The sequence below is a fragment of the Streptomyces sp. NPDC015144 genome, assembly GCF_043079735.1.
GTDB lineage: Bacteria > Actinomycetota > Actinomycetes > Streptomycetales > Streptomycetaceae > Streptomyces.
On the sequence record NZ_JBIBUU010000015.1, the window covers coordinates 120,771 to 146,386 of the forward strand.

General features: G+C 73.9%; 24 protein-coding genes. 6 read left to right on the forward strand and 18 right to left on the reverse strand.

What is annotated here, in order from left to right; translation table 11 throughout:
• Positions 1-161: 161 nt before the first annotated feature.
• Both ACF08W_RS24605 and ACF08W_RS24610 read left to right on the forward strand, forming a co-directional pair.
• Positions 162-1,016, forward strand: a complete 855-nt coding sequence (locus ACF08W_RS24605; RefSeq protein ID WP_392280548.1) for a diacylglycerol kinase — start codon at positions 162-164, stop codon at positions 1,014-1,016.
• Positions 1,017-1,168: 152 nt separating this feature from the next.
• Positions 1,169-2,539, forward strand: coding sequence for a hypothetical protein (locus tag ACF08W_RS24610; RefSeq protein ID WP_392280549.1), 1,371 nt, complete (start codon positions 1,169-1,171; stop codon positions 2,537-2,539).
• Between the two features lie 194 nt (positions 2,540-2,733).
• Here the strand turns inward: ACF08W_RS24610 and ACF08W_RS24615 are convergent, their stop codons facing one another.
• Positions 2,734-3,288: a GbsR/MarR family transcriptional regulator gene (locus ACF08W_RS24615; protein WP_385203347.1), complete on the reverse strand. Its 555-nt coding sequence runs from the start codon at positions 3,286-3,288 to the stop codon at positions 2,734-2,736.
• 101 nt (positions 3,289-3,389) lie between these two features.
• Here ACF08W_RS24615 and ACF08W_RS24620 point away from each other — a divergent pair, with 101 nt between their 5' ends.
• The 3 genes from ACF08W_RS24620 (at position 3,390) to ACF08W_RS24630 (ending at position 6,354) form a co-directional block, all read left to right on the forward strand.
• A complete protein-coding gene (locus tag ACF08W_RS24620) occupies positions 3,390-4,313 on the forward strand; it encodes an ATP-binding cassette domain-containing protein (protein ID WP_392280550.1) in 924 nt (307 codons plus the stop codon).
• Positions 4,310-5,956, forward strand: a complete 1,647-nt coding sequence (locus tag ACF08W_RS24625; protein WP_392280551.1) for an ABC transporter permease — start codon at positions 4,310-4,312, stop codon at positions 5,954-5,956. The genes ACF08W_RS24620 and ACF08W_RS24625 overlap by 4 nt, the downstream gene beginning before the upstream one ends.
• A 68-nt stretch (positions 5,957-6,024) precedes the next feature.
• On the forward strand, positions 6,025-6,354 hold the full coding sequence (locus ACF08W_RS24630) for a hypothetical protein (RefSeq protein ID WP_385203338.1): 330 nt from the start codon (positions 6,025-6,027) through the stop codon (positions 6,352-6,354).
• A gap of 126 nt (positions 6,355-6,480) precedes the next feature.
• On the opposite strand, the gene ACF08W_RS24635 is transcribed toward ACF08W_RS24630, so the two are convergent.
• The 16 genes from ACF08W_RS24635 to ACF08W_RS24710 form a co-directional block, all read right to left on the reverse strand.
• Positions 6,481-7,710, reverse strand: coding sequence for a cytochrome P450 (locus ACF08W_RS24635; protein ID WP_392280552.1), 1,230 nt, complete (start codon positions 7,708-7,710; stop codon positions 6,481-6,483).
• 108 nt (positions 7,711-7,818) lie between these two features.
• A complete protein-coding gene (locus ACF08W_RS24640; RefSeq protein ID WP_392280553.1) occupies positions 7,819-8,517 on the reverse strand; it encodes a response regulator in 699 nt (232 codons plus the stop codon).
• The gene (locus ACF08W_RS24645) at positions 8,514-9,830 is read right to left on the reverse strand and encodes a sensor histidine kinase (protein ID WP_392280587.1); all 1,317 of its coding nucleotides are present in this window, start codon (positions 9,828-9,830) and stop codon (positions 8,514-8,516) included. Before ACF08W_RS24645 ends, ACF08W_RS24640 begins: the two co-directional genes overlap by 4 nt.
• A gap of 244 nt (positions 9,831-10,074) precedes the next feature.
• Positions 10,075-10,959 carry an alpha/beta hydrolase gene (locus ACF08W_RS24650; RefSeq protein WP_392280554.1) on the reverse strand — a complete coding sequence of 295 codons (885 nt, stop codon included), beginning with the start codon at positions 10,957-10,959 and terminating at the stop codon, positions 10,075-10,077.
• A 172-nt stretch (positions 10,960-11,131) separates the two neighbouring features.
• The gene (kynU, locus tag ACF08W_RS24655; protein ID WP_392280555.1) at positions 11,132-12,340 is read right to left on the reverse strand and encodes a kynureninase; all 1,209 of its coding nucleotides are present in this window, start codon (positions 12,338-12,340) and stop codon (positions 11,132-11,134) included.
• A complete protein-coding gene (locus tag ACF08W_RS24660) occupies positions 12,333-13,181 on the reverse strand; it encodes a tryptophan 2,3-dioxygenase family protein (RefSeq protein ID WP_352275710.1) in 849 nt (282 codons plus the stop codon). Before ACF08W_RS24660 ends, kynU begins: the two co-directional genes overlap by 8 nt.
• 213 nt (positions 13,182-13,394) lie before the next feature.
• Positions 13,395-13,808 (reverse strand): DUF3151 domain-containing protein, encoded by a 414-nt coding sequence (locus ACF08W_RS24665; protein WP_352275712.1) that lies wholly within the window; start codon positions 13,806-13,808, stop codon positions 13,395-13,397.
• A gap of 46 nt (positions 13,809-13,854) precedes the next feature.
• Positions 13,855-15,435, reverse strand: coding sequence for an MFS transporter (locus ACF08W_RS24670; protein ID WP_392280556.1), 1,581 nt, complete (start codon positions 15,433-15,435; stop codon positions 13,855-13,857).
• 123 nt (positions 15,436-15,558) lie between these two features.
• Positions 15,559-16,734 (reverse strand): MalY/PatB family protein, encoded by a 1,176-nt coding sequence (locus ACF08W_RS24675; protein WP_392280557.1) that lies wholly within the window; start codon positions 16,732-16,734, stop codon positions 15,559-15,561.
• A 96-nt stretch (positions 16,735-16,830) separates the two neighbouring features.
• On the reverse strand, positions 16,831-17,862 hold the full coding sequence (gene fbaA, locus ACF08W_RS24680) for a class II fructose-bisphosphate aldolase (protein ID WP_385203314.1): 1,032 nt from the start codon (positions 17,860-17,862) through the stop codon (positions 16,831-16,833).
• A 210-nt stretch (positions 17,863-18,072) separates the two neighbouring features.
• The gene (gene pyrE / locus ACF08W_RS24685) at positions 18,073-18,612 is read right to left on the reverse strand and encodes an orotate phosphoribosyltransferase (protein WP_136326594.1); all 540 of its coding nucleotides are present in this window, start codon (positions 18,610-18,612) and stop codon (positions 18,073-18,075) included.
• A gap of 72 nt (positions 18,613-18,684) precedes the next feature.
• The gene (locus tag ACF08W_RS24690; protein WP_352275719.1) at positions 18,685-19,485 is read right to left on the reverse strand and encodes an aldose 1-epimerase; all 801 of its coding nucleotides are present in this window, start codon (positions 19,483-19,485) and stop codon (positions 18,685-18,687) included.
• A gap of 75 nt (positions 19,486-19,560) precedes the next feature.
• Positions 19,561-20,532, reverse strand: coding sequence for a carbon monoxide dehydrogenase (locus tag ACF08W_RS24695; RefSeq protein WP_392280558.1), 972 nt, complete (start codon positions 20,530-20,532; stop codon positions 19,561-19,563).
• An 85-nt stretch (positions 20,533-20,617) separates the two neighbouring features.
• Positions 20,618-22,216 carry a polyamine aminopropyltransferase gene (locus ACF08W_RS24700; protein WP_392280559.1) on the reverse strand — a complete coding sequence of 533 codons (1,599 nt, stop codon included), beginning with the start codon at positions 22,214-22,216 and terminating at the stop codon, positions 20,618-20,620.
• A gap of 203 nt (positions 22,217-22,419) precedes the next feature.
• Complete coding sequence (locus ACF08W_RS24705) at positions 22,420-22,941, reverse strand: DUF2617 family protein (RefSeq protein ID WP_385203305.1); 522 nt, start codon at positions 22,939-22,941, stop codon at positions 22,420-22,422.
• 302 nt (positions 22,942-23,243) lie between these two features.
• Positions 23,244-23,585 (reverse strand): hypothetical protein, encoded by a 342-nt coding sequence (locus ACF08W_RS24710; protein WP_392280560.1) that lies wholly within the window; start codon positions 23,583-23,585, stop codon positions 23,244-23,246.
• Between the two features lie 144 nt (positions 23,586-23,729).
• Here ACF08W_RS24710 and ACF08W_RS24715 point away from each other — a divergent pair, with 144 nt between their 5' ends.
• The gene (locus tag ACF08W_RS24715; RefSeq protein WP_392280561.1) at positions 23,730-24,899 is read left to right on the forward strand and encodes a pyridoxal phosphate-dependent aminotransferase; all 1,170 of its coding nucleotides are present in this window, start codon (positions 23,730-23,732) and stop codon (positions 24,897-24,899) included.
• A 78-nt stretch (positions 24,900-24,977) separates the two neighbouring features.
• Here ACF08W_RS24715 and ACF08W_RS24720 read toward each other — a convergent pair whose 3' ends face one another.
• Positions 24,978-25,553, reverse strand: a complete 576-nt coding sequence (locus ACF08W_RS24720; RefSeq protein ID WP_385203295.1) for a YbjN domain-containing protein — start codon at positions 25,551-25,553, stop codon at positions 24,978-24,980.
• Positions 25,554-25,616: the final 63 nt, after the last annotated feature.

Genomic DNA, 25,616 nt, shown 5'->3' on the forward strand with positions numbered 1-25,616 from the left:
CATGTCCAAGGTCAGGGGGCGTACGTGAACGTCGTACATGCCGTACGACGATGTACGACACGGCCTGAACCGTCGAACCGGTTGCCCCGGAATAGACGAAGCCCCTGGCGCAATAGCGCAAGGGGCTCTTGCACCAAGATGCTACCCGAGGAAGGACCGAGGTGTCGGCTGCCCAGCCCCCCGGCGACGGTGCGCACCAGCTGCTGGTGGTCATCGACCCGGTCGCCCGCCGGACCGACGGCGAGTCCGTACGTATCGCGAAGGACGTCCTGAGCGCCGGATCGCACGCCAAGATCTGCCTGCCCGACGGGCCCGAGGAATTTGCCCGCGCGCTCGCCCGTCGGGGTGGTCGGCGGCCGGTGGTGGTCGGCGACGACCGCGCGCTGCGGCGGGCCGTGGCCCAGCTGCACCGGGAGCGCGAGCCGTCCGGCGGCGCTCTGGCGCTGGTCCCGGTGGGCCGGGCGGGCACGCTGGAGCTGGCCCACGCGCTGGGGGTGCCCCGGAGCGCGGTGGTGGCGGCGCGCACCGCGCTGGACGGCGCCGTGCGGCGGCTGGACCTGCTGGTGGACGACAGCGACGGGGTGGTGCTGGACGCGTTGCGCATCCCGGCTCCGAGCGTGCTGCCGGGCGCGGCGGCCGCGCACACCGGGGCCACCGCCGTGTGGGACACCTGCCGCAACCTGGTCCGCACGCTGGTGCGCCCGGCTCCGGCGGCGTCCGCGGAGCCGCCGCCCGTGCACCGGCTGCGGGTCGAGGCGGACGGGGCCCTGCTGAACGGCCTGGACCGGCCGGTCGAGTCGGTGACCGTGACCCCGCGCGCCGGCGGGGGGCTCGCGGAGGTGGTGATCCGGCCGCCGTCGGCCGCCCCGGAGACGACGGAGGCCAAGGCCGTCACCGTCTCGGGCGCCGACTTCCGCTACCGGGCCGACATACAGGTCGGCGGCCCGGTCCGGACGCGGACCTGGACGGTGCGGGAAGGGGCCTGGGGGCTGATGCTCCCGGCGGAGGAGCGGTAGCGTCCGGCAGCGGTGGAATCACGGAGAAAACGTGACGGGGGTGCGGCGTGTCGGACGCGGATCCCTGCGCGGGCGCGAGCGCGGGTGTCCGCTCGGGCGCGGGCGCGGGTGTCCGCTCGGGCGCGGGCGCGGACGCAGGTGCGGGCGCGCCCGTGGCACTGGACGTGCCGGAGACGGCGCTCGGGCTGGAGCGCTACCGGGGCACGGCGTGGCGCTGGGTCGCCGCCGGCATGGCGTGGGTGGTGGCGTGCGTGCTGCTCGCCGTGTTCGTCGACGGGCCGTTCCTCGGGGTGCTTCCGGAGGCGGTCGGCTGCGGCCTGGCAGCGGCGCTGACCGGGGTGCTGGTACGGCGACGGGCCCGGCGGATGCGGCGGGTGCTGGAGGCGCGGCCGTGGCAGGCCCGCTCCTCGGTCGCGGTGATGTCCGGGATGAGCGGGGCGGCAGTGGTACTGGGCGGCGGGGGCTCGGCGGACGAGCTGCTGCCGCTGCGGCCGCTCACGGCGCAGTGGCGGTTCCCGCTGCTGAGCGGGCCCGCCGGGGTGCTGTGGTGGTGCGGCGACCCGCGTACCGGCGGGGTCTTGGCCCCGCCCGGTGGCGGGCAGCTGCTCTGGGCCGGGCCACTACGGGGGCGCCGGGCCCGCGCGCTGGTGGCCAGGCCGGAGATCGACGCGCTGCGCACCCGCCCGGTGCCCGTGGCACCGCAGGTGTCCATCGGCGGTGCGGACGGGGACGGGGGCGGGAACGGGAACGCCGGGGCCGGCGTCCGGGAGGCGAACCTGCGCCACTCCGTGCTGGCCGCCATGGCGGAGCGCCACAGCGAGCTGCGGGGGCCGGACCGGCCCGGGAGCGGAGCGAAGGCGGAGGCGGGAGCGAAGAGGGAGCCGGGCGGGGCCCTGCCGGTCGGCCCGGACCAGCCGGTGACCTGGTGGCGGGTGCGGGCACTGCGGCGGCTCTCCGAGCTCGGCCGGGCCGCCTGGCCGCTGGCGTACACGGCCCTGATCGTGGTGCTCTACGGGGTCATGGGGCCCGATACCGTCTCGGGCCCGGCCGCGGCGCTGGCGCTGCTCAGCGGACCCGCCGGGATCTACCTCGGCTGGCGGACGCTCCGTTCGGGCATTCCGCTCGCGCGCCGGGTGGGCCGCGCGGCCACGGCGCCGGAGTCGCGGACGCGACGCTACGTCCTGCTGTCCGACAGGCACGGCGCGGAGGCCGGTCCGCTGCTCCTGGTCTTCCCGGCAGAGGAGGGGGACGTCCTCCCGGCCGGGGAGGGGGACGCGGGCGGGGACGACCTGCCGGAGGGGATGCTGCGGCTGCTGCCGCCGGGATCGGAGAAACGCCCCTGGGAGGGGCTGCCCGCGCCCACCGGGACGGTCCGGCTGCGGGGGTGGATCGACGGGGTACCGCTGGTCGTCGCCTGGATCGAGGGGCAGCCGTACTGGCCGCAGACCCCGTACGAAGCCATCGACCCGTCCGACCCGGCGGCCCTCCGCGCGGTGGCGGAGATGCTGCCCGGGCCCATGTGACGGCTCCCGAGGGCGGTGGCCGGGGCGGGCCCGCCCTGCTCGCTGACGGGCTCCTGCCCCGGTGACTGCCCCGGGCCCGCCCCGGTGGCCGACGCGGGCCCTCCCCGGTGGCCGACGCGGGCCCGCCCCGGTGGCCGACGCGGGCCCTCCCCGGTGGCCGACGAGCCGGCCGCCAGGCGTCCGTCAGGCGTCCGTCAGGCGCTCGCGTGCTCCTCGTGGGGCGGGAAGCCGAGCGTCTTGCGATGCTCGCGCCAACGCCCCATCACGCCGACCAGCTCCGCCTGGAGGAACTCGAAGAACGCCACGGTCTCGGCGAGCCGGGACCCGGCCGGGGTGTCCTCGCCCAGGACGCGGACACCGTCCCTGAGCGTGTTCTCCCAGCGGGTCAGCACCCGGTCCCGGTTGGCGAAGGTCGTGTACCAGACCTCGTCGTGCAGCCGGTACCGGTCGCGGCGCGAACCCGGCTCGCGCTCGCGGCCGACCATGCTGACCTGCGTGAGGTAGCTGACCGCGCCGGACACGGCGGCCGGGCTGATCTGCAACGCGAGGGCCAGCTCCGCGGAGGTCATGGAGCCGTCGTCGTCCGCGAGGAGCGCGGCGAAGACCCGGGCCGCCATCCGTTGCATCCCCGCCTCGGTCATCTCGGCCGCGAACCGCTCCACGAACCGGGACACGGCCTCCACGTCCCGCCCGGATTCGCCGTGCCGCCCGGACTCCGCACGCGCCGTCTGTTCGGTCTCGCTGGTCATGGCCCGATCGTCTCCCCTGTCCTTCCGGCCCCCGCCGTGACGCCAACTTTATACGCTTCCTTAACTTCACAAATTTGTGAACGTAGCGTAGATTCAGAAACATGACTAGGGCGATCACCGTGGCCGGACTGCACAAGTCGTTCGGCCGGACGCATGCGCTGGACGGTCTCGACCTCACCGTCGAGACCGGCGAGGTCCATGGCTTCCTCGGGCCGAACGGGTCGGGGAAGTCCACCACCATCCGGGTGCTGCTGGGTCTGCTCCGGGCCGATTCCGGGGCCGCTCAGCTGCTCGGCCGCGACCCCTGGCGGGACGCGGTGGAGCTGCACCGCTCCGTGGCCTACGTCCCCGGTGACGTCACGTTGTGGCGCAACCTCTCCGGCGGCGAGGTGATCGACCTGTACGGCAGACTGCGCGGCGGGCTGGACGCGACCCGCCGGGCCGAGCTGATCGACCGCTTCGAGCTGGACCCGACCAAGAAGGGGCGCACGTACTCGAAGGGGAACCGGCAGAAGGTGGCCCTGGTCGCCGCCTTCGCCTCCGACGTGGAGCTGCTGATCCTCGACGAACCCACCAGCGGGCTCGACCCGCTGATGGAGGAGGTCTTCCAGGAATGCGTCGCCGAGGAGCGGGCGCGCGGGCGCACGGTGCTGCTCTCCAGCCACATCCTCAGCGAGGTCGAGACGCTCTGCGACCGGGTCAGCATCATCCGCCAGGGGAGAACGGTGGAGACCGGCTCGCTGGCCGACCTGCGCCATCTCACGCGGACGAGCATCGCCGCCGAGCTGGCCGGTGCGCCCGACGGGCTGGCCGGGCTGCCCGGGGTCCACGACCTGGACGTCCAGGGGCACCGGGTCACCCTCCAGGTCGACACGGACAAGCTGGACGCGGTGCTGCGCGCGCTCACCGCCTCGGGCGTACGGACGCTGGCGAGCACCCCGCCGACCCTGGAGCAGCTGTTCCTGCGCCACTACGCGTCGGACGCCCCCGGGGACACCGCCCCCGAGGGGGTGACCGCGCGATGAGCGCCGCGACCACGACCGCCCCGGCCGGCGCGGACAGCCGGAGCGGGCGCCGGAGCGGTGCCGAGACGGGCCGGTTCGCCGGTACGGGGGTGCTGCTGCGGCTCGCCCTGCGGCGGGACCGGATCATGCTGCCGATCTGGGTGCTGGCGCTCGGCGGTTCCTTCTCCTCGGTGGCCGGTTCGATCGCCTCGCTGTACGGCACCGCCGCCCAGCGCGCCGATCTCGCCGCGTCGATGAACGCGAACAGCTCGCTCCGGGCGATGTACGGGCCGGTCTTCGACAACTCGGTCGGCGGGCTGGTCGGCTGGCGGATGGCCTCGCTCGGGGCGGTGCTGGCGGCCGTGATGAGTCTGATCGTCGTCGTCCGGCACACCCGGGAGGAAGAGGAGACCGGCCGTCAGGAAATGCTCTCGGCCGCGATGGTGGGGCGCCGCGCCCCGCTGACCGCCGCGCTCCTCACCGCGCTGATCGCCGACGCGGCGCTGGCGCTGGTGATCGCGGCGGGCCTGGCGGGTTCCGGGGCGGGCGGGGCGGGGGCGGTGTCCCTCGCGCTGGCGGTCGCCGGGACCGGCGCGCTGTTCGCCTGCACGGCCGCGATCGCCGCCCAGCTGACCGAGAGTGCCCGGCTGGCCAAGGGGCTCACGGCGGCGGTGATCGGCGCCGCGTTCGTCCTGAAGGCGGCGGGCGACGCGGCGGCGGACGACGGCTCGTCCGTGCTGACCTGGCTCTCCCCCATCGGCTGGACGGAGAACGTCCGGGCCTACGCGGACGAGCGCTGGTGGGTGCTGCTCCTGCTCGCGGCGGCCGTCGCGGCCCAGGCCGCCGTCGCCTACGCCCTGGCCGGGCGGCGCGACCTCGGCATGAGCTTCCTGGCGGCGAGACCGGGGCCCGCCCGGGGGCGGATCGGCACGGCGGCCGGTCTCGCCCTGCGGCTCCAGCGCGGCGCGCTGACCGGGTGGACGCTCTGCTTCGCCGTGGTCGGGGTCGCGTTCGGCGGGCTGGCCGACGGGGCGGCCGATCTCGTCGGCGGCAACGAACGGACCAGGGAGATCGTCGAGCGGATGGGCGGGCAGTCCGGCCTGACCGACGCGTTCCTCGCCACGATGGTCTCGATGCTCGGCATGGTCGCGTCGCTGTACATCGTGGCGTCGGTGCTGCGGCTGCACGGCGAGGAGACCGCCGGGCGTGCCGAGCCGGTGCTGGCGGGCGGGGTCGGCCGGATCGGCTGGGCGGCCGGTCATCTGGTCATCGCCTTCGGCGGCGCGGCCCTGCTCATGACGGTCGGCGGGCTCGGCCTCGCGGCGGGGTACGGCCACGACCTCCCGGCGGTGCTGGGGGCGGCGCTGGTGCAGCTCCCGGCGGTCTGGCTGCTGGGCGGGGTGGCGGTCCTGCTGCACGGGGCGGTCCCGAAGGCGGCGGTGGCGGCCTGGGGCGTCGCCGGGATCTGCCTGGTGCTGGGATGGCTCGGTCCCGCGCTCGACCTGCCGCGGCTGGTGATGGACCTGTCCCCGTTCACACATCTGCCGAGACTCCCGGGCGGCACGGGAATGGCCTGGGGTCCGGTGCTCGCGCTCACCGCCGTGGCGGTGGCCCTGGTCGGGGCCGGGGCGGCGGCCCTGCGCAGACGGGACATGCTGAGCTGAGCCGGGCCGGACGGGACGGCTGCCCCGGCGGTGCAACCTCGCCGGGGCGGCCATGCGTCACACCGATCATGGACAACCGAAGCGAAGCATTCCGCGGGGTCGCCGGATGCCTGGTCGTCGCCGCGGGCGGCGTCGCCGGGATGCTGGCCTGGGCGCCGTACGGCAGGCACGGCCTCGTCAGCGGTTTCGAGGGGGCGAAGGAGTGGAACGTGCTGTGGCTCGGGCTGCCGGTCATGACGCTCGGCGGCATGGCGGCCGGGCTCACCCTCGCCGCTCTCGCGGGGCGGAAGTGGCGGCGCGCGCTCGGGGCGGCGACGGCGCTCGCGGCCCTCGCCGGATTCGGGGTGGCCTTCGACGTACTGGAGGGACCGCCCCTGGCCTGCGGCCCGGGGTGCTGAAAGGGCGCGGGGAAGCCGGGTCGCCGCTCCGGGCCGGGGGCACCGGCTCGCCCGCGCCCCGCGCCCCGCGCCCCGCGCCCCTCTCGTCAGCTCGTCGGCTCGTCGGCTCGTCGGCTCGTCAGCCCGTCACAGTTCGACGCGGAGTTCCTTCAGGCCCCTGATCACATAGCCCGGGTTCCACTCGGGCTCGGCGGCCAGGCGCAGGGCCGGGGCGCGGCGCAGGAGTTCGCCGAAGGAGGCGGCCAGCTCGACCCGGGCCAGCGGGGCGCCCAGGCAGAAGTGGATGCCCGCTCCGAAGGTGATGTGCGGGTTGTCCCGCCGGGCCAGGTCGAGGGTGTCCGGTTCGGCGAACCGGGCCAGGTCGCGGTTGGCCGAACCGAAGAGCAGGGCCACCTCCGAGCCGCGCGGAACGATCGTGCCGTCGATCTCGATGTCGTCCAGCACCCAGCGCTCGAACATCTGCAAGGGGGTGTCGTAACGCATCAGTTCCTCGATCGCCGTCGGCAGCAGACCGTGGTCGGCGCGGAGGGCGGCCAGCTGCTCAGGGTGGCGGAACAGGGTCCACCAGCCGTTCACCGTGGTGTTGACGGTCGCCTCGTGCCCTGCGTTGAGCAGCAGCACGCAGGTGGAGACCATCTCCTGCTCGGTCAGCCGCTCGCCCTCGTCGTGTGCGGCGATGAGCGCGGAGATCAGATCCGTACCGGGGTTCTCGCGCCGCCGGGCGATCAGCTCGCGCAGGTAGGCGGAGAATTCGAGCGAGGCGCGGACGGCGGCGTCGGCGGTCTCCTCGGACGGGTTCAGCTCGAACATCCCGACGATCGCCGCCGACCAGGGTCGCAGCAGGCCCCGGTCGGACTCCGGGATGCCGAGCATCTCGGCGATGACGGCCACCGGCAGCGGTTCGGCGACGGCGGTGAGCAGGTCGCCGCCGCCCGCCTCGACGAGGGAGTCGACGAGTTCGGCCGCCAGCCGCCGTACGGTCGGGACGAGCCCCTCGACCGTGCGCGGGGTGAACGCCTTGGAGACCAGGCGCCGGATACGGGTGTGGTCGGGGGCCTCCAGGTCGAGGAGCCCCTGCCCGTTCAGGGTGTGGAAGGGCTCGTGCGCGGCGGGCGGCGGGGTCCTGCCGAACTCCTCGTGGGTGAAGCGGTGCAGATACGTACGCCCCAGCCGGCGGTCGCGCAGCAGCGCGGACACATCGGCGTAGTGCGGGACGAGCCACTGGTCGGTCGGCTCGAAGCGGTGCACCCGGCCGGTGGCGCGCAGCGCGGCGTAGGCCGGGTACGGGTCGGCGACGAAGGCCGGGGACCAGGGGTCGAAGGGGGCATCGGCCGCGGAACGGGGAGAAGGGCGCATGACCGGACGCTAACCGCACCCCGCCGTGACCGACCAACCGCCCCGGGCGCCCCGCCCCCGTACCCCCTGGTCCCGACCATCTGCTCCCAACACCCCCGGTCGTCGTTCTCAGGACGGGGTGACCAGGCGGGCCTCGTAGGCGAAGACGGCCGCCTGGGTGCGGTCGCGCAGCCCCAGCTTCACCAGGATCCGGCTCACATGCGTCTTGATGGTGGACTCGGCGACCACCAGGTGCGAGGCGATCTCGGCGTTGGAGCGGCCCTGCGCGATGAGCACCAGCACCTCCGTCTCGCGCTCCGTGAGATCGCCGATCCGGGCGAGCGCCGGTGAGCGCGGCGCCTCCGCGAGCTTCGAGAACTCGTTGATCAGCCGCTTGGTGACGGTCGGGGCGAGCAGCGCCTCGCCGGCGGCCACCACCCGTACCCCGTCGGCGAGCTGGCGGGCGGAGGCGTCCTTCAGGAGGAAGCCCGAGGCCCCGGCGCGCAGCGCCTGGTAGACGTACTCGTCGAGGTCGAAGGTGGTCAGCACCAGGACCTTGGCGTCCGCGTCGGCGGCGACGATCTCGCGGGTGGCCTCGATGCCGTTCAGCTCCGGCATCCGGATGTCCATCAGGACCACGTCGGGGCGGAGCGCCGCGACCTGCGCGATGGCCTGCCGGCCGTCGACCGCCTCGCCGACGACCTCGATCCCCGGCATGGCGTTGAGCAGCACCGAGAAGCCCTCGCGGACCATCATCTGGTCGTCGACGATCAGCACCCGGATGGCCGGAGCGGCGGAGCCGGTGGGGGCGGCGGGGAGGGTGCTCATGCCCGGCCCGCCTGTTCCGCCGCCGCACCCGCGGCCGTGGGGCCGGTCTTGTCGAGCACCACGGTGCGCGTACCGTCCTGGTCGCGGGTCCCGGGCTCGGTCTGGACGGGGATGAACGCGGCGATCTCGTAACCGCCCTCGCCGGTCGGCGTGGCCGTCATCTCCCCGTTGAGCATCGCGACCCGCTCCCGCATCCCCGTGATGCCGTGCCCGGCCCCCGGTGAGGGCTTCACCGGACCGGTCGGCGCCCCGTTGACGATCCGCAGCCCGACCCCGCCGAGCACATAGCCGATCTCGACCCGGGCGGTGGCGCCCGGCGCGTGCCGCAGCGTGTTGCTGAGTGCCTCCTGGATGATCCGGTACGCCGACAGCTCGACCCCCTGGGGCAGCTCCCGCACCGCGCCGGTGATCGTCTTCTCCGTCTCCAGTCCCGCCTCGCGCACATTGGCGAGGAGCCCGTCGAGCTGGGCGAGGGTGGGCTGCGGGGCGTCCGGGGCCTGGTAGTCCTCGGCCCGTACGACTCCGAGGACCCGGCGCAGCTCGGTCAGGGCGGCGACGGCGTTCTCCCGGATCGTGGCGAAGGCCTGCTCCAGCTCGGGCGGCGGGTTCTCCACCCGGTACGGGGCGGCCTCGGCCTGGATCGCGACGACCGACATGTGGTGGGCGACGACGTCGTGCAGCTCCCGGGCGATGGTGGTGCGCTCCTCCAGGAGGGTGCGCCGGTCGCGTTCGACGGCGGTCACGGTGCGCTGCACGGTCACCTCGCGCTCCGCGTCCCGGCGGGTCTGCACCAGGGCGACGACGAGCAGGGCGAACGCGGAGACGACGCCCATGGCCACGGTCGTGGTGCCGGGCCGCCAGACCATGTTGTCCATGAACGTGCCGAGGAGCACGGTCAGGGTCCACATCCAGGCGGCGGTGCGCGGCCGGGTCCGGGCGGCGACGACGACCAGCACGACCAGATGCGCGAAGAAGGTGGTCGGCCCCCACGGCCATTCGTGGTCACCGAAGACCGCGAACACCGGGGTCGTCCCGAGCGACACCCAGAACGCCCCGACGGGCCTGATCAGCGTCATCGCCACGGCGATGGCCGGGAACAGCGTCAGCAGCTGGGCGAGCGGGTCGTCCGACCGGGACATCCCGGCCAGGAAGACCACGAGCGCGGTCAGCAGCACCAGCGCGTGCGGGGCCCGCACGGCGCGGGCCCGTATCCGCTCGGGCAGCAGACGGACCAGCGGCCCGTCGTCCCGCATCGGCGGCAACGGGCGGTACGCGAACGCCTCGTGGAAGAGGGCCTCCCGGAGGCCGCCCATCGCCCCCGCGGCCATCCGGTACTCCGGGCTTCTGCTCTTGGTCTCGGTCACGCCACCACGGTAGGCGGCGGCCCCGGGCCGGGGCGTCCGCAGTGAAGCGGATTCCGGGCCGTCCGTCGCAAGTACTACCCGCCGCGCCGCGCCCGTCCGTATCGCCGACGCGCGACGCCCCCGACGCCGGGGACACCCCGCACCGCTCCCCCACAGGCCCCGCGCGCCCCGCCCGTACCGCAGGAACCCGGGCTCACCAGGCGAGTTGGGCGATCTCCTCCGCCACCACCGCGCAGGCGTCCGTCGCCGGGTCGATCAGCGGGAAGTGGCCGACGTCGGGCAGCAGGGTCAGCCCCACCGTCTCGCCGGCCCGTGCCGCCGCGTCGGCGAAGGCCTCCGCGACCGCCCTCGGCACGACGATGTCCGTGGTCCCCTGGACCACGGTGGTCGCGATGCCGGTGGGCAGCAGGACGGCCGGGTCGGTGAGGCGGGCCCGCCCGTCGAACTCCGCCCCGTCCGGCCCGCCGCCGAGGAACTGGCCGATCGCCCCGGAGCACACGTCCAGCGCGACCGCCGAGGCGAAGTCCGCGATCGGGGCGAGCGCGACGACGCCGCGCAGCGGCGGCGGCTCCGGCAGCCGCCACGGCGCGTCCCCGGGCAGCACGTGCCGGGCGGCGGCCCACAGCGCCAGATGGCCTCCGGCCGAGTGCCCCGTGACGACGATCCGCCGGGGGTCGGCCGCCGGAGCCTCCCGGGCCAGCAGCGACGGCAGCGCGTCCATCGCCGCGGCGACGTCGTCGAGGGTCTCCGGCCAGCGCCCCGCGACCGGGTCCGTGCCCCGCTGCGCCGGGATACCGCCCCCGCGCCGGTACTCGACGCTCGCGACGGCGAATCCGCGCCGGGCCAGGAAGTCCGCGAACGGCGACACATGGGCGCGGTCGTACGGCGCCCGCCACGCCCCGCCGTGCAGCACGACCACGACCGGCGCCCCGGTCCGCGCGTCGCGCGGGGCGTAGAAGTCGATCAGCTGGTCGGGGTGGTCGCCGTAGGCGGCGGACGCGTCGGGGGCGACCGGCGGATGCGCCAGGGCCGCCTCGGTCTCGGCTGCGTCCCGATCGCGCGCGGCGGAATCCGACATGCTGCCCCACCCTCCGGTAGCTGAGCCCCACTGGCCTGACCTGCGGGGACGGTACCAGTACGAAAGGTTCCCGTCCCCGCTCACGACCCACCGACGGACCGGCCGGCGGACCGGCCGGCGGACCGGCCGAACCACCGGCGTACCGGCCGGTCCACCGATACGCCGGTCCGGGCTACTCCGGCGCCGGTACGCCGTCCAGCACCTCGGCCAGCGCCCGCGCCGCCCGCTCCACGTCCGCGAACCCGACGTACAGCGGGGTGAACCCGAACCGCAGCACGTCCGGGCGGCGCAGGTCCCCGACGACGCCCCGGGCGATCAGCTCGGCCATCACCGGCTCCGCGTCCGCGCAGCGCAGCGCGACCTGGCTGCCGCGCTCCGCGTGCGCGACCGGGGTCACCGAGGCGACCCGGCCCTCCGGCACGTACGCGGCGACGCACTCCAGGAAGAAGTCCGTCAGCGCCAGCGACTTGGCCCGCACGTCCTCGACCGACACCCCGTCCCACACGTCGAGCGAGGCTTCGAGCGCCAGCATGGAGAGGATGTCCGGGGTTCCGGCGCGGCCCCGTAGGGCACCGTCGGCCGGGGTGTACGCGGCCGTCATGCCGAACGGGTCGGCGTGCGAGGTCCACCCCGGCAGCGGCGAGTCGAAGGCCGCCTGATGGCGCTCGGCGACATACAGGTAGGCGGGCGAACCGGGCCCGCCGTTCAGGTACTTGTACGTGCAGCCGACCGCCAGGTCCACCCCGTGCGCGTCCAGCCCGACCGGCAGGGCGCCCGCGCTGTGGCACAGGTCCCAGACGGCGAGCGCGCCCGCCGCGTGCGCGGCGGCGGTCAGTCCGGGCAGGTCGTGGAGCCTGCCGGTGCGGTAGTCGACGTGGTTGAGCAGCACGGCCGCGGTGCGCGGGCCGAGCGCCCCGGGGACGTCGGCGGGGGCGACCGGGACGAGCCGGTGGCCGGTCATCCGGGCCGCGGAGGCGGCGATGTACCCGTCCGTCGGGAAGGTCGTCGCGTCCACCAGGATCTCGTCGCGGCCCTCCGGGGCCAGCCGGGTCGCGGCGACGACGGCCTTGAAGACGTTCACGCTCGTCGAGTCGGACACGACGATCTGCCCGGGGGCGGCCCCGACGAGCGGGGCGATCCGGTCGCCGATCCGCTCCGGCGCGGTCCACCAGCCGCTCTCGCCCCAGGACCGGATGCGCAGCTCGCCCCACTCCCGGGTGAGGACCTCCTGCATCCGGGCGGGGACGTGCGCGGGCAGCGCCCCGAGCGAGTTGCCGTCCAGGTAGACGGTGTCGTCGAGGACGAAGAGCTTCCGGGTGCCGGCGAGCCGGTCGGCGGCGTCGAGCGCGGCGGCCCGCGCGGCGAAGGAGCTGTCAGACATGGCTGCGCGCCGTCCACAGCTCGGGGAAGACGTTCTTCGCGGCCCGCTTCTCCAGCCAGGCGACCCCGGCGGACCCGCCCGTACCGGTCTTCGAGCCCATCGCCCGCCGGGTGGCGACCAGGTGGTCGTTGCGCCAGCGCCACACCAGCTCACCGACGTCGGTGAGCGCCTCGGCGAGCCGGAGCAGCTCCTCGTGGCGCTCGGGCTCGGCGTAGATCTCCACCCAGACGGCCTCGACCTCGGGCGACGGCTCGTACTTCCGGGTCAGGTCGCGGGTGAGGACGGCCTGCGGCACGGCGAAGCCGCGCCGGGCGAGCAGGGCGAGCACCTCGTCGTACAGACCGGGCTCGGCCAGCGCCTTCTCCAGCTCGGCGTGGACCCGGGGGGCGCCGCGGTGCGGCACCAGCATCGACGCCGACTTGTCGCCCAGCAGGAACTCCATCCGCCGGTACATCGCCGACTGGAAGCCGGAGCCCTCGCCGAGGGCGCCGCGGTAGGAGTTGAACTGGGCGGGGGTGAGCTGGGCCAGCGGGTGCCAGGAGGCGTTGAGCGCCTCCAGCTCCCGCACCGACCGCTTGAGCGCGTCGCGCGCCACGGTCAGCCGGTCCTCGCGCAGGGCGTGCGCGGCGGTCTCCCACTCATGGACGATTACGGTGAACCACAACTCCATGACCTGGGTCGTCACCAGGAACACCATCTCGCCCGGATCGTCGGAGCGGGGGTGCTGGAGGTGGGTCAGGACATCCGCCTGGACATAGTCCTCGTACGGAGTCGTTCCCGCGAAGTCGAGGTGCGGGGTCTCCGCACCGGTGGCTTCGGGGTCGGGGTGGATCGTCGACATCGCTGTCTCCTCGACACAAGCTTCCGGGTAGCGGTCCGCCCCTTCCGTGAGGTGGTGGAGCTCCGGTCCCCTGTTCGCATCCTACGAACAACACGGACCCCGTGGGCAACCGCTCCCCACGAGGTCCGTCCGGCGACAACGCCCAGGTCGCGCCGAGGCGCCCCGTTCCGGATCCGGCCGGATCCGGCCCCGGCAGAACTCCCCGGGCGCTTTCTAGCCCAGGGTCTCGGCGGCGGTCGGCGAGGAGTCGCGCAGGAAGGCCGTGCAGCGCTCGTACTCCTCCTTCTCGCCGATCGCACCGGCGGCCCGCGCCAGGGCGTGCAGGGCGCGCAGGAAGCCCCTGTTCGGCTCGTGCTCGAACGGCACCGGGCCGTGGCCCTTCCAGCCGGCCCGGCGCAGCGCGTCGAGCCCGCGGTGGTAGCCGGTGCGGGCGTAGGCGTACGACTCGACGGTCCGGCCGCCCTCGAACGCCTCGTCCGCGAGCTGTGCCCAGGCCAGGGAGGAGGTCGGGTGCTTCGCGGCGACGTCGGTGGGGGGCGTGCCGTTCGCGAGCAGCTCGCGCGGCTCCGGGTCGTCGGGCAGGTGGGTCGGGGGCGGGCCCCCGAGCAGGTTCTCGTGGATCGACATGGGTTCCAGTGTGCCTGGCGCCCGCGTGCCGGGATACCCGGCGTGGTCAGCCCGTACCGTCCCCCGCCCGGCCCGCGTCGCGCCGCCCGCGCCCCGTCCCCTCCGCCCGCCCGGCGCTCCCGTCCTGCTCCGGCGCGGGCTCCAGCGGCGGGGCGGCGATCCCGCAGTGCACCGCGCATTCGGGCCGCGCCTGCTCGTGCTCCTCGGGCGCGGGAGCGGGCGTACGCACCGTCGCCCAGGCGATCCCCGCCCCCAGGACGAGCAGCCCGGCGCACATCGGCATCGCCCGGCGGAAGGTCGCGGCGAACTCCCCGGCGTCCCGGTACGCCTCCGGCCCCATGCCGGCCAGCAGCGGCAGCGCGGCCACGGCGATCAGCCCGGCGGCACGGGCGGCCGCGTTGTTGATCCCGCTGGCGAGGCCGGCCCGGGCGGTGTCGACGGAGGCCAGCACGGTCGCGGTGAGCGGGGCGACCAGGGTGACCAGCCCGACGCCGAGCACCCCGACCGCCGGAAGCACCTCGGTGAGGTAGCCGGAGACGGAGCCCGACCCGGGCCCGACCCGCAGCATCAGCAGCATGCCCGCGGCGGCGATCAGCGGCCCGGCGGTCAGCGGGATTCGGGGCCCGATGCGCTGCCCGAGCTCGCCCGAGGCGGCCGAGAAGAGCAGCATCAGCACGGTCGTCGGCAGCAGCGCCGTGCCCGCGCCGAGCGCCGAGTACCCGGCCACCACCTGGAGCTGGATCGCGGCCAGGAAGAAGTAGCCGCCGAGCGCCGCGTACACGCAGAGGGTGATGACGTTGACGGCGGTGAACTGCCGGGAGGCGAAGACCGAGGGCGGCAGCATCGGTTCCGCCCGGACCTGCTCCACCCGTACGAAGACCGCGCCGAGCAGGACCCCGCAGACGGCCGCCCCGATCACCGGCGCGGAGGCCCCCTGCCCCGGCGCCTCGATCAGCGCGTAGGTCACCAGGGCGAGGGCGAGCGCCGCGAGCACGGCCCCCAGCACGTCGAAGCGGCCCCGCGCCCGCGGGTCCCGCGACTCCGGTACGTGGCGCAGCGCCACCGGTACACAGATCGCGGCGAGCGGCACGTTGAGCAGGAAGACCCACCGCCAGCCCGGCCCGTCGACCAGCCAGCCGCCGACGAACGGCCCGACGGCGGCCCCGACCCCGCCGAGCCCCGACCACAGCCCGACCGCGCGGGCCCGGTCGTCGGGGTGGAAGCTCGCCTGGATCAGGGCCAGCGAACCGGGGGTGAGCAGGGCCCCGCCGACGCCCTGGAGGGCGCGGGCGCCGACGAGCACGGCGGCGTTCGGCGCCAGGCCGCAGAGGGCGGAGGCGGCGGCGAACCAGACGACGCCGACGACGAAGACCCGCCGCCGCCCGTACCGGTCGCCGAGGGAGCCGCCGAGGAGGATCAGCCCGGCGAGGGTGAGCATGTAGGCGTTGACGGTCCACTGGAGGGCGGCCAGGTCGGTGCCGAGGTCCTTGCCGATCCGGGGCAGGGCGACATTGATGACGGTGGAGTCCAGCATGACCATGCTGGAGCCGAGGACGGTGGTGAGGACCACCCGGCGTCCGGTGGCGGAGGCGACGCGGATGGCTCCCGGCTCGGCTGCGTCAGACATACGAGCAGCATCCCCGCTTCCCCCGGCCCGTGCCATCGGAACGACGGCTCCGCACCCGGACCGTCACGCGGCCCGTGCCACCTCGCCCCGGCTCACACGGCCCGCGTCAACTCGTCCCCCGGCTCACGCCGCCCGGCCCGTCACCGCCCGTACGCCCCGGATCAGCGCCTCCACCCCGGCGGCGGCCTTGGAGCGCGGGCACCCCACGTTCAGCCGTACGAAGCCCTCCGCCCCGTACACCCCGCCCGGCATCACCGCGACCTTCTCCCGTTCGATCAGCACCCGCTGGAGCTCCGCGTCGCCCTCGACGCCCGCCGGACGCAGATCGATCCATGCCAGGTAACCGGCCTCCGGCGGCCGCCAGCCCAGCTCCGGAAGCTCCTCGTCCAGCCGCCGCGCGACCAGCTCCAGGTTCCCGGCGACGTACTCCCGGGCCGCGTCCAGCCACGGGGCCGACTCCCGGTAGGCCGCGATGTGCGCGGTCAGCGACAGCACCGCCGGGGAGGCCAGCCCCTCCGCGGTCTCCATCCGGCGCAGGAACTCCGTCCGGTCGGCCGGGTCGCCGATCAGCCCGTACGAACCGGACAGCGCCGGGAAGTTGAACGCCTTCGACGCGGAGGTGACCAGCGCCCAGCGGGTGGCGCCCGCGACCCGCGTCCACGGCACATGGGTCCGCCCGGCGTGCGCGAAGTCCGCGTGTATCTCGTCGCTGATCACCGCGACCCCGTGCCGGGCGGCGAGCGACGCGAACGTGCGCAGCTCGTCCTCCGTCCACACCCGGCCGGTCGGGTTGTGCGGGGAGCACAGCACCAGGACCTTGCTGTCCGGGCGGGCCAGCTCGCGCTCCAGCGCGGCCCCGTCCCCCACCGGCACCCCGCGCAGCTCCCGCCGGAGCCCGGTCACCGCCTTGCGGAAACCGTCGTAGGTGGGGGTGTGGACGACCACCCCGTCGCCCTCCTCGGTCCACATCTGGAGCAGCTGCGAGAGCTGGCTGAGCACCGAGGGCCCGTAGACCAGCTGCCCGGTGTCCACCTCCGTGCCGTACCGGGTCGCGTACCAGTGGGCTATCGCCGAGCGGAAGTCGTCCTGCCGCCAGTCCGTGTAGCCGAACACCCCGTGGTCGATGCGGGAGCGCAGTGCGTCCAGCACCTCCGGGGCGGTGCGGAAGTCCATGTCGGAGATGGTGAACGGCAGCAGTCCGTCCACCCCGAACCGGTCCGCGACCCCGTCCCACTGGACACACCAGGTGCCCCGGCGGTCGACGACGGTGTCGAAGTCATAGCGCGCGCTGGAACCCACAGCGACCCCTTCGGCTTGCGTATGTGTGTGTCGGACATGCCGGGGGCCCGGCACCCCACGGGATGCCGGGCCCTCGACAACACTTCGTACCAGGTGCTACTTCAGCCGGGTACCGGTGGAACGCAGGTTGGCGCAGGCCTCCGTGACGCGCTTGGCCATGCCCGCCTCGGCGGACTTGCCCCAGCTGCGCGGGTCGTAGACCTTCTTGTTGCCGACCTCGCCGTCGACCTTCAGCACACCGTCGTAGTTGCGGAACACGTGGTCCACGATCGGGCGGGTGAAGGCGTACTGGGTGTCGGTGTCGAGGTTCATCTTCACGACGCCGTTCTCCAGCGCGGTGGCGATCTCCTGCTCGGTGGAGCCGGAACCGCCGTGGAAGACGAAGTCGAAGGGCTGGCTGCCGGCCGGCTTGCCGTACTTGGCGGCGACGCCCTCCTGGAGGTCCTTCAGCAGCTCGGGGCGGAGCACGACGTTGCCCGGCTTGTAGACGCCGTGGACGTTGCCGAAGGAGGCGGCCAGCAGGTAGCGGCCCTTCTCGCCCAGGCCGAGCGCCTCGGCGGTGCGCAGCGCGTCGTCGACGGTGGTGTACAGCTCGTCGTTGATCTCGTGCGAGACGCCGTCCTCCTCGCCGCCGGTCGGGGTGATCTCGACCTCAAGGATGATCTTGGCGGCGGCGGCCTTGGCCAGCAGCTCCTGGCCGATGGCCAGGTTGTCGGTCAGGGTCTCGGCCGAACCGTCCCACATGTGGCTCTGGAACAGCGGGTTCTCGCCGCGGGCAACGCGCTCGGCGGAGATGTCGAGCAGCGGACGCACATAGCCGTCCAGCTTGTCCTTCGGGCAGTGGTCGGTGTGCAGCGCGACGGAGATGCCGTACTTGGCGGCGACGATGTGCGCGAACTCGGCCAGGGCGACGGCGCCGGTGACCATGTCCTTGCTGTACTGACCGCCCAGGAACTCCGCCCCACCGGTGGAGATCTGGACGATGCCGTCGCTCTCCGCCTCGGCGAAGCCGCGCAGCGCCGCGTGCAGGGTCTGGGTCGACGTCACGTTGATGGCCGGGTAGGCGAACTTCCCCGCCTTCGCCCGGTCGAGCATCTCGGCGTAGACCTCGGGGGTTGCGATGGGCATCTGACCGCTCCTTGGGATATGCGGGTGTGCGTGCTGGTTCCCTGACCTGGGGGCGACGTCATCGTCGCCCCCATCTTCCCAGACTCCCGTCCGGGCTCCACCCGGCGGTGTGCCCCAGGCCCTGTCCCAGGGCCCGCCGACCGGTCACGGGCACGCGAAAGGGGTGGGGCGTTTCACGTGAAACACCCCACCCCTGAAAGAAACCGCAGGTCAGGCCAGGTCGAGGTCGGCGACCGAGTAGACGTGGACATACGGGAGGCCGGCCTCGGCGATCGCCGGGGCCGCACCGCGCTCCACGATCACGGCCACGGCCACGACCTCGCCACCGGCCTCGCGGACCGCCTCCACGGCGGTCAGCGGCGAACCGCCGGTGGTCGAGGTGTCCTCGACCACCAGGCAGCGGCGGCCCTTCACGTCCGTGCCCTCGATGCGGCGCTGCATCCCGTGCGCCTTCTGCGCCTTGCGGACGACGAACGCGTCCAGCTCCTGCCCGCGCGCGGCGGAGGCGTGCAGCATCGACGTGGCGACCGGGTCGGCGCCCAGGGTGAGCCCGCCCACGCAGTCGTAGTCCAGCTCGGCGGTGGCGTCGAGCATCACCTGACCGACCATCGGAGCGGCCTTGCCGTCCAGCGTGATGCGGCGCAGGTCGATGTACCAGTCGGCCTCAAGACCCGAGGAGAGGGTCACCTTGCCGTGTACCACGGCCTTGTCCTTGATCTGCTGGAGCAGCTCAGCACGTACGTCAGTCATGGCTACGAGCTTAAGCGGCACACCGGACGCCGACTTTCACGCCGCCTCCCGGGGCCCGCCGGGCACCGCCCGTCACAGCCGGCGCCAGCTCCAGGTCGTCGCGATCTCCAGCGGATCGATCGGGGTCACGTACCGGGGCGCGGTGTTCAGCCCGTTCGGCGGGCCGGACTGCGGCTCCACGCAGACCGCCGCCTCCTGCTCGTCGTAGATCACGACCCACTCGGTGCGGCTCTTCACGGTCAGCTCCAGCTGCTCCGGCCAGGTGAGCGTCACCTCCACCCCGTCCGGCATCCCGAAGCAGTCGTCCCAGGGGCCGTCCAGCGGCGGGATGCGGCGGCCGGTCGGCAGATGGTCGGCGCCGCGCTCCTCCTGCCAGGCCGCGTCGAAGGAGAGCCGTACCTCCTCGCCGTCCTCGCCGAGCCTGCGCAGGAACCACGGGTGCCAGCCCGCCTGCGCCGGGAACGAGTCGCCGTACGTCTCGATGCCGAAGGCGAGGGTGAGCGAGTCCTCGGACAGCTCGAAGGTCTGGGTCACCCGGCCCGGGTACGGCCAGGGGTCGGCCAGGTCGTAGTAGAAGGACGCCTCGCGCTCGGCCACTCGGGCGGTGTGCCAGGCGGTGTCCCGGCCGGTGCCGTGGATGGCGTGCGGCGGGGCGTTCACCGGCAGCCGGTGCGGGACGTCGCCGTTGTGGAACAGGCCGTTCCTGGTGCGCCCGCACCACGGCACCATCGGGAAGCAGCCGTAGTGGTCCCCCTGCCTCAGCAGTTCGGTGCCACCGATCCGCAGGCTGTCGATGCGACAGCCGTTGGCGGGATTCACGGTCAACTCTGCGTCGCCGACGGACAGCCGGACGTCCTTCTCGCTGCTACTCACCCGACGAGGTTACTGACCCGGCCCGACCGGGGGAAAACCCTTGCCACCGCCCTGGCGCGCCCCGGACCGCACCACTCACCGCCGCCGTCGCAGCGCCCTGGTCACCACCACCGCGGACGCCACCGCGAACGCGGCGGCCGGGACGATCCAGCGGAGCGCGGCGCCCGCGTTGACCGCGTCGGGCGACGGGACGGGGGCGTACCGGCCGCGCGGCGGCGCGTGGTCGACCTCCTCGGCGCTGCGGCCGATCATGGTGCGCCGGGCGTGCGCGGCCTCCGCCGGGGGCTCCTCGGGAACGGTGAACTCGACCTCGGAGACCGGATCGAGCGAGGGCGGCGGTACGGGGGCGTCGAAGACGGCGCCGGTGCCCGGCGGGTTCCCGCGCCCGTCCGCGTCCCCGTCCGGGTTCTCGTCCGAGTCCCCGTCCGCATCGCCGTCCGCGTCCGCGTCCGGATCCGCGTCCGCGGGAGACGTGCCTCCGGCGGCCGCCCCGGTCGTGTCGGCCTCCTCCGCCGCCTCCTCGATGGCCTGTTCCACGGCCTCGCCCACGGACCGCTCGGCGGCCGCCCCGTCCCCGCCGTCGGCCTCGGCGCCGCCCGCCAGCGTCTCCGTCACCAGCTGCTGGGCGAACCGGTCGAGCAGCCGCCGGGCCGCCGCGAGCGCCGCCGCCGCGTCCAGCTCCAGGATCCGGCCGTCGCCGTCCGCCGTACCCGCGAAGCCGATCGCCGTGCCGCCGTCCCGCCCGGTCAGCCGGACCGTGAGCCGCAGCCGCACCGAACCGCCGCCCCGGGCCTCGGTGCCCTCGCCGGTCACCAGGACCACCGGAGCGTCCCCGGCACCGGTCTCCGCCCCGTCGGCGAGCCGCAGCGCGCCCCGGTACGTGATCGTGTGGCCGTCCACCCTGATCCTGAGCCGGCCGGACAGCGGGTCCGCGGACGCGTCGGCGTCCTGCTGAAGCCCCGGAACGCACCGAGCGACGCGGGCGGGGTCGCCCAGCGTCCGCCGGAGGGACGGGACCGGAACCGGAACGAACACCTCATGCTCCATGGAAACCGAGCCTACTCAGCCCCGGCCGTCACGTCAGCGGTTCGCCGCCGAGCGGCCCACACCGCACCCACCCGCCCCGCGCCCCTCAGCGCTCCTCCCAGTACCTCGGGTGCACCAGCGTCGACGGCGGCAGCCCGGACGGCCGGGCCCGGTCCGCCAGCCGCCCGGCCTCCGCCAGCGTCCGCCCCGTCACCGACCGCAGCACCGGCGTCCCCGCGGCGAGCCCGAGCCCCGGCCGCTTCCCCCGGCCGGCCAGGACGAAGCCCCAGCCGCCCACCTCACGCCGCCGGTGGGTGGCCCGGTCCGGCCCGGCGGTGGAGTCGGAGGGCCGGCCGCTCATCCAGTACGGGCGGGTGGCGAGCCCGGCCGACCGTATCGACGCCTCGACCGTCCAGTACGTACGCGGCCGGGTCAGCGCCGGGCCCCCGTGCACCACCAGCCGCCCACCGGGCGCCAGCGACTTGGCGGCCAGTCCGTAGAACTCCGCCGAGTACAGCTTGGTGCTGCTGGAGATCCCCGGATCGGGCAGGTCCGAGACGATCACGTCGTAGTGGTCGTGGCGCGCCCGCAGCCAGGTGAAGGCGTCCGCGGTGACCACCGTGACCCGCGGGTCGCGGTAGGCGTGGCCGTTCAGCTCCGAGAGCGCCCGGTCCTCGCGGGCCAGTCGGGTGACGCCCGCGTCCAGCTCGACCACGGTGACCTCGCGCACGTCCCGGTAGCGCAGCACCTCGCGGGCGGCGAGGCCGTCACCACCGCCGAGGACCAGCACCCGGGCGTGCGGCCCGTTCATCGCCGGGTGCACCAGCGACTCGTGGTAGCGGTACTCGTCCCGCGCGCTGACCCGCAGCCGCCCGTCCAGGTAGAGGTCGAGGGAGTCGCGGTCCGAACCCGTCAGCACCACTTCCTGGACCGAGGTCTGTTCGGCGACCCGCACCCCGTCCCCGTAGACCGCGCGCCGCGCCGCCCGCTCGAAGTCGCCGACCAGCGCGGTCGCGACGGCCAGGACCACGATCACCACCACGTTGAACAGGATCAGCAGCAGCCGGGAGCGCCGGGTGAGGTCCCGCCGGAACACGCACAGCACCAGCGCCCCGCCCGCCGCCGCGTTGACCGCCCCGGTGAACAGCGCCCCGGTGAGCTGCCCGAGCACCGGCAGCAGCAGGAACGGAAAGGCGAGCCCGCCGATCAGCGCGCCCACGTAGTCGGCGGCGAAGAGATCCGCCACGGCACCGCCCGCGTCCTGCCGGTCCACCCGCTGGATCAGCGTCATCAGCAGCGGGATCTCCGCGCCTATCAGGATGCCGATCGTCAGCGAGAACCCCACCAGGGCGAACCGCGACTCCCCGACCCAGGCGAACGAGGCGTACAGCACCAGCGCCGAGGAGCCGCCGACGAGCGCGAGAGTCGCCTCGATCAGCCCGAACCCCTCGGCGGCCCGGCTGCGCAAACGTTTCGCGAGAAGCGACCCGACCCCCATCGCGAACACCATCACGGAGAGCACGACGGAGGCCTGGGTGACCGAATCGCCGATCAAGTAGGAGGCGAGCGCGACCAGTTCGAGCTCGTACACCAGGCCGCAGGCGGCGCAGACGAAGACCGCGGCGAGGACGAGACACCGACCGGTCCTCGGTCGTACGGGAAGACGCGCCGCGCCCCCTCGCAGCGACACCTGCTGGTCGATCATGACCGAACGCTACGTCACGAACCCGTGGCAGCCTGTCACCCACAAGGGTGCAAATGGCGTGCTCACAACGGAGTTGGAGGGATCGGCGCGGCGCGAGGAGCCGATGAGACCGAGGGGACCCGACGGAGCCGACCGGACCTGGACGGAACGGGCAGGTGATCCCGACACCCGACAAGGGCGGGAGGCCGCGGCACCGGACCGGGTCAGAAGACCGCCGCGGGCGTCCGCACCCCCACCCGGGTCCGCGTCACCACCAACTGGCCCTCCTGCGGGTACGCGTGCCAGGTGCGCCACCGCACCTGACCCTCGGTCCGCTGGGCGAGCATGGCGGTGAAGGCGTGCGGGCTGCCGGGGAACGTCCCGGCGAGTCCGTGCGGATGGTCGGCCACCAGGGCGAGCAGCTCCTGCGCGCGCCCCGCGAACGAGCCCGCCGACAGCGTCTCGACGCGGGCCGCGAACTCGTACTCCCACCCCCCGAGCCGCTTGGAGACACCGAGCGGGAGCGGGGTGCTGCTGCCGGGGATACAGGCGACGGTTTCGGAACAGGTCCCGCGGTCCTCCTCGAGGAGCACCTGATGGGAGGCGCCGAGCAGGCGCATCTGCAACTTGGCACCGTCGAGGTCCAGGTCCAGCACGGCCAGCGCGGGCAGCGGTTCGCGCCCCAGCGCCCAGGCGAGGTCGGCAGCACGGGTGTCTGAATAAGCAGTCTGGAGGGTCGTGAGCATGGGTCGGCTCCGCAGGAAAGCATGGACGCATGGACAGGGGACGCCCCCCTGGCGTGCTGCTCGTGGGAGGTGGGTAGCGCCCGATCAGGTCCAACTAGGGTCCTAGGGCTGAAAGTTCTCTCAACCGAGGGAACCATGAATAAGTCGCATCCACAGCGTTTTTACCCAACTTGCCGGGGTTTCCATCCCCTCGGGGGCCCCTCGGATCATCTGTTCACGGACGACCCGCGAAACCTCCAACGAAAAGGTGCCCGGCGGGAGTTCACCCACCAGGCACCTTTCGGCCGTGCTTCATGTCCCGGTCAGCTTCCCCCGCCGCAGCCGCCTCCGCCGCCGCACGAGGAACCGCCGCCGCAGGAGTGTCCCCCGCCGCACGAGTGCCCACCGGAATGACCACCGGAGTGGCCGCCGGAGCTGCTCCCGGAGTCACCGGCCACCGAGCCGCAGGACGTACCGCCACCGCCGGCGGAGCTGCTCGCGGCGTTGTTGTTCCCCGCCCACCAGCTTCCGCCCGAGGTGCCGCCGCCGCCCGAGCCCCGGCGCACGCTCCGGTAGCGCGCCGCCTTCCGCCGTGCCCTCGCCACCATCATCACGATCAGCCCGACCACCACGGCCGCCGCTATCACGCCTATGACCACACGCATGGCTCCCGCCCTTCCCTTCCCCCGAAGCGAGCTCCCCCCGCTTCCACGCCTGCGCGCACCGCACGCGTGGAGGTGGGATGCCCCGCGCCCGAACGGCCAAAGCAGACTTGAGCAACTCCAGAGCTTCCGCGCAGGATGGCAGTCATGACACAGGGACGACCGCTGCTCAACCGCCGCCTCGACGGCTTCGGCACGACGATCTTCGCGGAGATGTCCGCGCTCGCCGTACGCACCGGCTCCATCAACCTCGGCCAGGGCTTCCCCGACACCGACGGCCCCGAGGAGGTCCGCGAGGCCGCGGTCCGGGCACTGCGGGAGGGGAAGGGCAACCAGTACCCGCCCGGCCCCGGCGTCCCCGAGCTGCGCACCGCGATCGCCGACCACCAGCGGCGCTTCCACGGCCTGGCCGTCGACCCCGACACGGAGGTCCTGGTCACCGCCGGCGCGACGGAGGCCATCGCGGCGGCCATGCTCGCGCTGCTGGAGCCGGGCGACGAGGTGATCGCCTTCGAGCCCTTCTACGACTCGTACGCGGCCTGCATCGCGATGGCCGGCGCCCAGCGCGTACCGCTCACGCTGCGCGCCCCGGCCTTCCGCCCCGACCTGGACGAGCTGCGGTCGAAGATCACCCCGCGCACCCGCCTCCTGCTCCTGAACACCCCGCACAACCCCACGGGCACCGTCCTCACCCGCGAGGAACTGACCGCCATCGCCGAGCTGGCCGTGGCGCACGACCTCCTGGTCGTCACCGACGAGGTCTACGAGCACCTGGTCTTCGAGGGCGAGCACATCCCGATGGCCTCGCTGCCCGGCATGCGCGAGCGGACCGTCACCATCTCCTCCGCCGGCAAATCGTTCTCGTACACGGGATGGAAGGTCGGCTGGGTCACCGCCCCCGCCCCGCTCGTCACCGCCGTACGGACCGCCAAGCAGTACCTGACCTACGTCAGCGCGGGCCCCTTCCAGTACGCGATCGCCGAGGCGCTGCGCCTGCCGGACACCTACTTCGACACCTTCCGCGCCGATCTGCGGCGCAAGCGCGACCTGCTCGCCGACGGCCTGCGGGCGGCCGGCTTCGAGGTCCACCGGCCGCAGGGGACGTACTTCATCACCACCGACATCTCCCCGTTCGGCGAGACGGACGCCCTCGCCTTCTGCCGCGCCCTGCCCGAACGCCACGGGGTGGTCGCGGTACCCAACTCGGTCTTCTACGACGACCCGGAGGCGGGCCGCAGCCTCGTGCGGTTCACCTTCTGCAAGAGGGACGAGGTGTTGCGGGAGGCGGTCGGCCGGCTGCGTCGGGCGGCGTCCTGATCGGGTGGGGACGCGGACCGGCCCGGGGCGGCGGTCGGGTGACCGTCGCCCCGGGCCGGGGTGCGTTCGGGGGGCGGGTCAGGCGTCGGTGGCCTTCTCCTCGCCGTCCGCCTGCTCCTCGCCGTCCTCCTTCGCCTCGGCGGGCGCCAGGCCGAGGCGCTCCTGGAGCCAGCGGTCGAACTGGATCGAGGCGCCGATCCAGCTGGCCGTCGAGGAGACGAAGTGCTCCAGGCTGACACCCGTGCCGGTGAGCATCTGCGCCTCACCGATGAGGCGGACCGAGACCTCGGTCTCCTCGGAGCCCTCCTCGGGCTCGTGGGTGTGGGTGTAGACCTTGGGCCACAGGGTGTTGCGGTTCCAGTCGTCGATCGCGTCGAGGAGGACCGGACGCTGGTCGACGGCGTGCGGGCGGTCGTAGAACGTACGGACCGCGAAGACCTGCTGCTCGGCCTCGCCGCGGAACATGAAGTACACGCGGAAGTCCTCCCAGACCGCCGCGAGGTCACCCTCGCCGTCGACGCCGTACTTCACCTCCATCTGGTCGAGGAGCTGCTTGACCAGGTCCTGGTCGGGGAAAACAGGGCCCGCGGGTCCTGCCGCCTGCGGTTCGGGCTGGACGCCGAAACTCGGAATCGAGGACGGATCGATAGACATCGCTGGGTACTCCTGTGGATCGCACGTGGTTTCCTGCCGACGACCCTAGCCGCGTTTCACCGC

Excerpts from the sequence above, each read along its gene's own strand:
- ACF08W_RS24705 (WP_385203305.1), bottom strand. The coding sequence starts at position 22,941 with ATGCTCACGACCCTCCAGACTGCTTATTCAGACACCCGTGCTGCCGAC.
- ACF08W_RS24695 (WP_392280558.1), bottom strand. The coding sequence starts at position 20,532 with ATGGAGCATGAGGTGTTCGTTCCGGTTCCGGTCCCGTCCCTCCGGCGG.
- fbaA (WP_385203314.1), bottom strand. The coding sequence starts at position 17,862 with ATGCCCATCGCAACCCCCGAGGTCTACGCCGAGATGCTCGACCGGGCG.
- ACF08W_RS24640 (WP_392280553.1), bottom strand. The coding sequence starts at position 8,517 with ATGAGCACCCTCCCCGCCGCCCCCACCGGCTCCGCCGCTCCGGCCATC.
- ACF08W_RS24645 (WP_392280587.1), bottom strand. The coding sequence starts at position 9,830 with ATGGGCGGCCTCCGGGAGGCCCTCTTCCACGAGGCGTTCGCGTACCGC.
- ACF08W_RS24650 (WP_392280554.1), bottom strand. The coding sequence starts at position 10,959 with ATGTCGGATTCCGCCGCGCGCGATCGGGACGCAGCCGAGACCGAGGCG.
- ACF08W_RS24620 (WP_392280550.1), top strand. The coding sequence starts at position 3,390 with ATGACTAGGGCGATCACCGTGGCCGGACTGCACAAGTCGTTCGGCCGG.
- ACF08W_RS24635 (WP_392280552.1), bottom strand. The coding sequence starts at position 7,710 with ATGCGCCCTTCTCCCCGTTCCGCGGCCGATGCCCCCTTCGACCCCTGG.
- ACF08W_RS24665 (WP_352275712.1), bottom strand. The coding sequence starts at position 13,808 with ATGTCGATCCACGAGAACCTGCTCGGGGGCCCGCCCCCGACCCACCTG.
- kynU (WP_392280555.1), bottom strand. The coding sequence starts at position 12,340 with ATGTCTGACAGCTCCTTCGCCGCGCGGGCCGCCGCGCTCGACGCCGCC.
- ACF08W_RS24625 (WP_392280551.1), top strand. The coding sequence starts at position 4,310 with ATGAGCGCCGCGACCACGACCGCCCCGGCCGGCGCGGACAGCCGGAGC.
- ACF08W_RS24630 (WP_385203338.1), top strand. The coding sequence starts at position 6,025 with ATGGACAACCGAAGCGAAGCATTCCGCGGGGTCGCCGGATGCCTGGTC.
- ACF08W_RS24615 (WP_385203347.1), bottom strand. The coding sequence starts at position 3,288 with ATGACCAGCGAGACCGAACAGACGGCGCGTGCGGAGTCCGGGCGGCAC.
- pyrE (WP_136326594.1), bottom strand. The coding sequence starts at position 18,612 with ATGACTGACGTACGTGCTGAGCTGCTCCAGCAGATCAAGGACAAGGCC.
- ACF08W_RS24700 (WP_392280559.1), bottom strand. The coding sequence starts at position 22,216 with ATGATCGACCAGCAGGTGTCGCTGCGAGGGGGCGCGGCGCGTCTTCCC.
- ACF08W_RS24720 (WP_385203295.1), bottom strand. The coding sequence starts at position 25,553 with ATGTCTATCGATCCGTCCTCGATTCCGAGTTTCGGCGTCCAGCCCGAA.
- ACF08W_RS24660 (WP_352275710.1), bottom strand. The coding sequence starts at position 13,181 with ATGTCGACGATCCACCCCGACCCCGAAGCCACCGGTGCGGAGACCCCG.
- ACF08W_RS24670 (WP_392280556.1), bottom strand. The coding sequence starts at position 15,435 with ATGTCTGACGCAGCCGAGCCGGGAGCCATCCGCGTCGCCTCCGCCACC.
- ACF08W_RS24715 (WP_392280561.1), top strand. The coding sequence starts at position 23,730 with ATGACACAGGGACGACCGCTGCTCAACCGCCGCCTCGACGGCTTCGGC.
- ACF08W_RS24710 (WP_392280560.1), bottom strand. The coding sequence starts at position 23,585 with ATGCGTGTGGTCATAGGCGTGATAGCGGCGGCCGTGGTGGTCGGGCTG.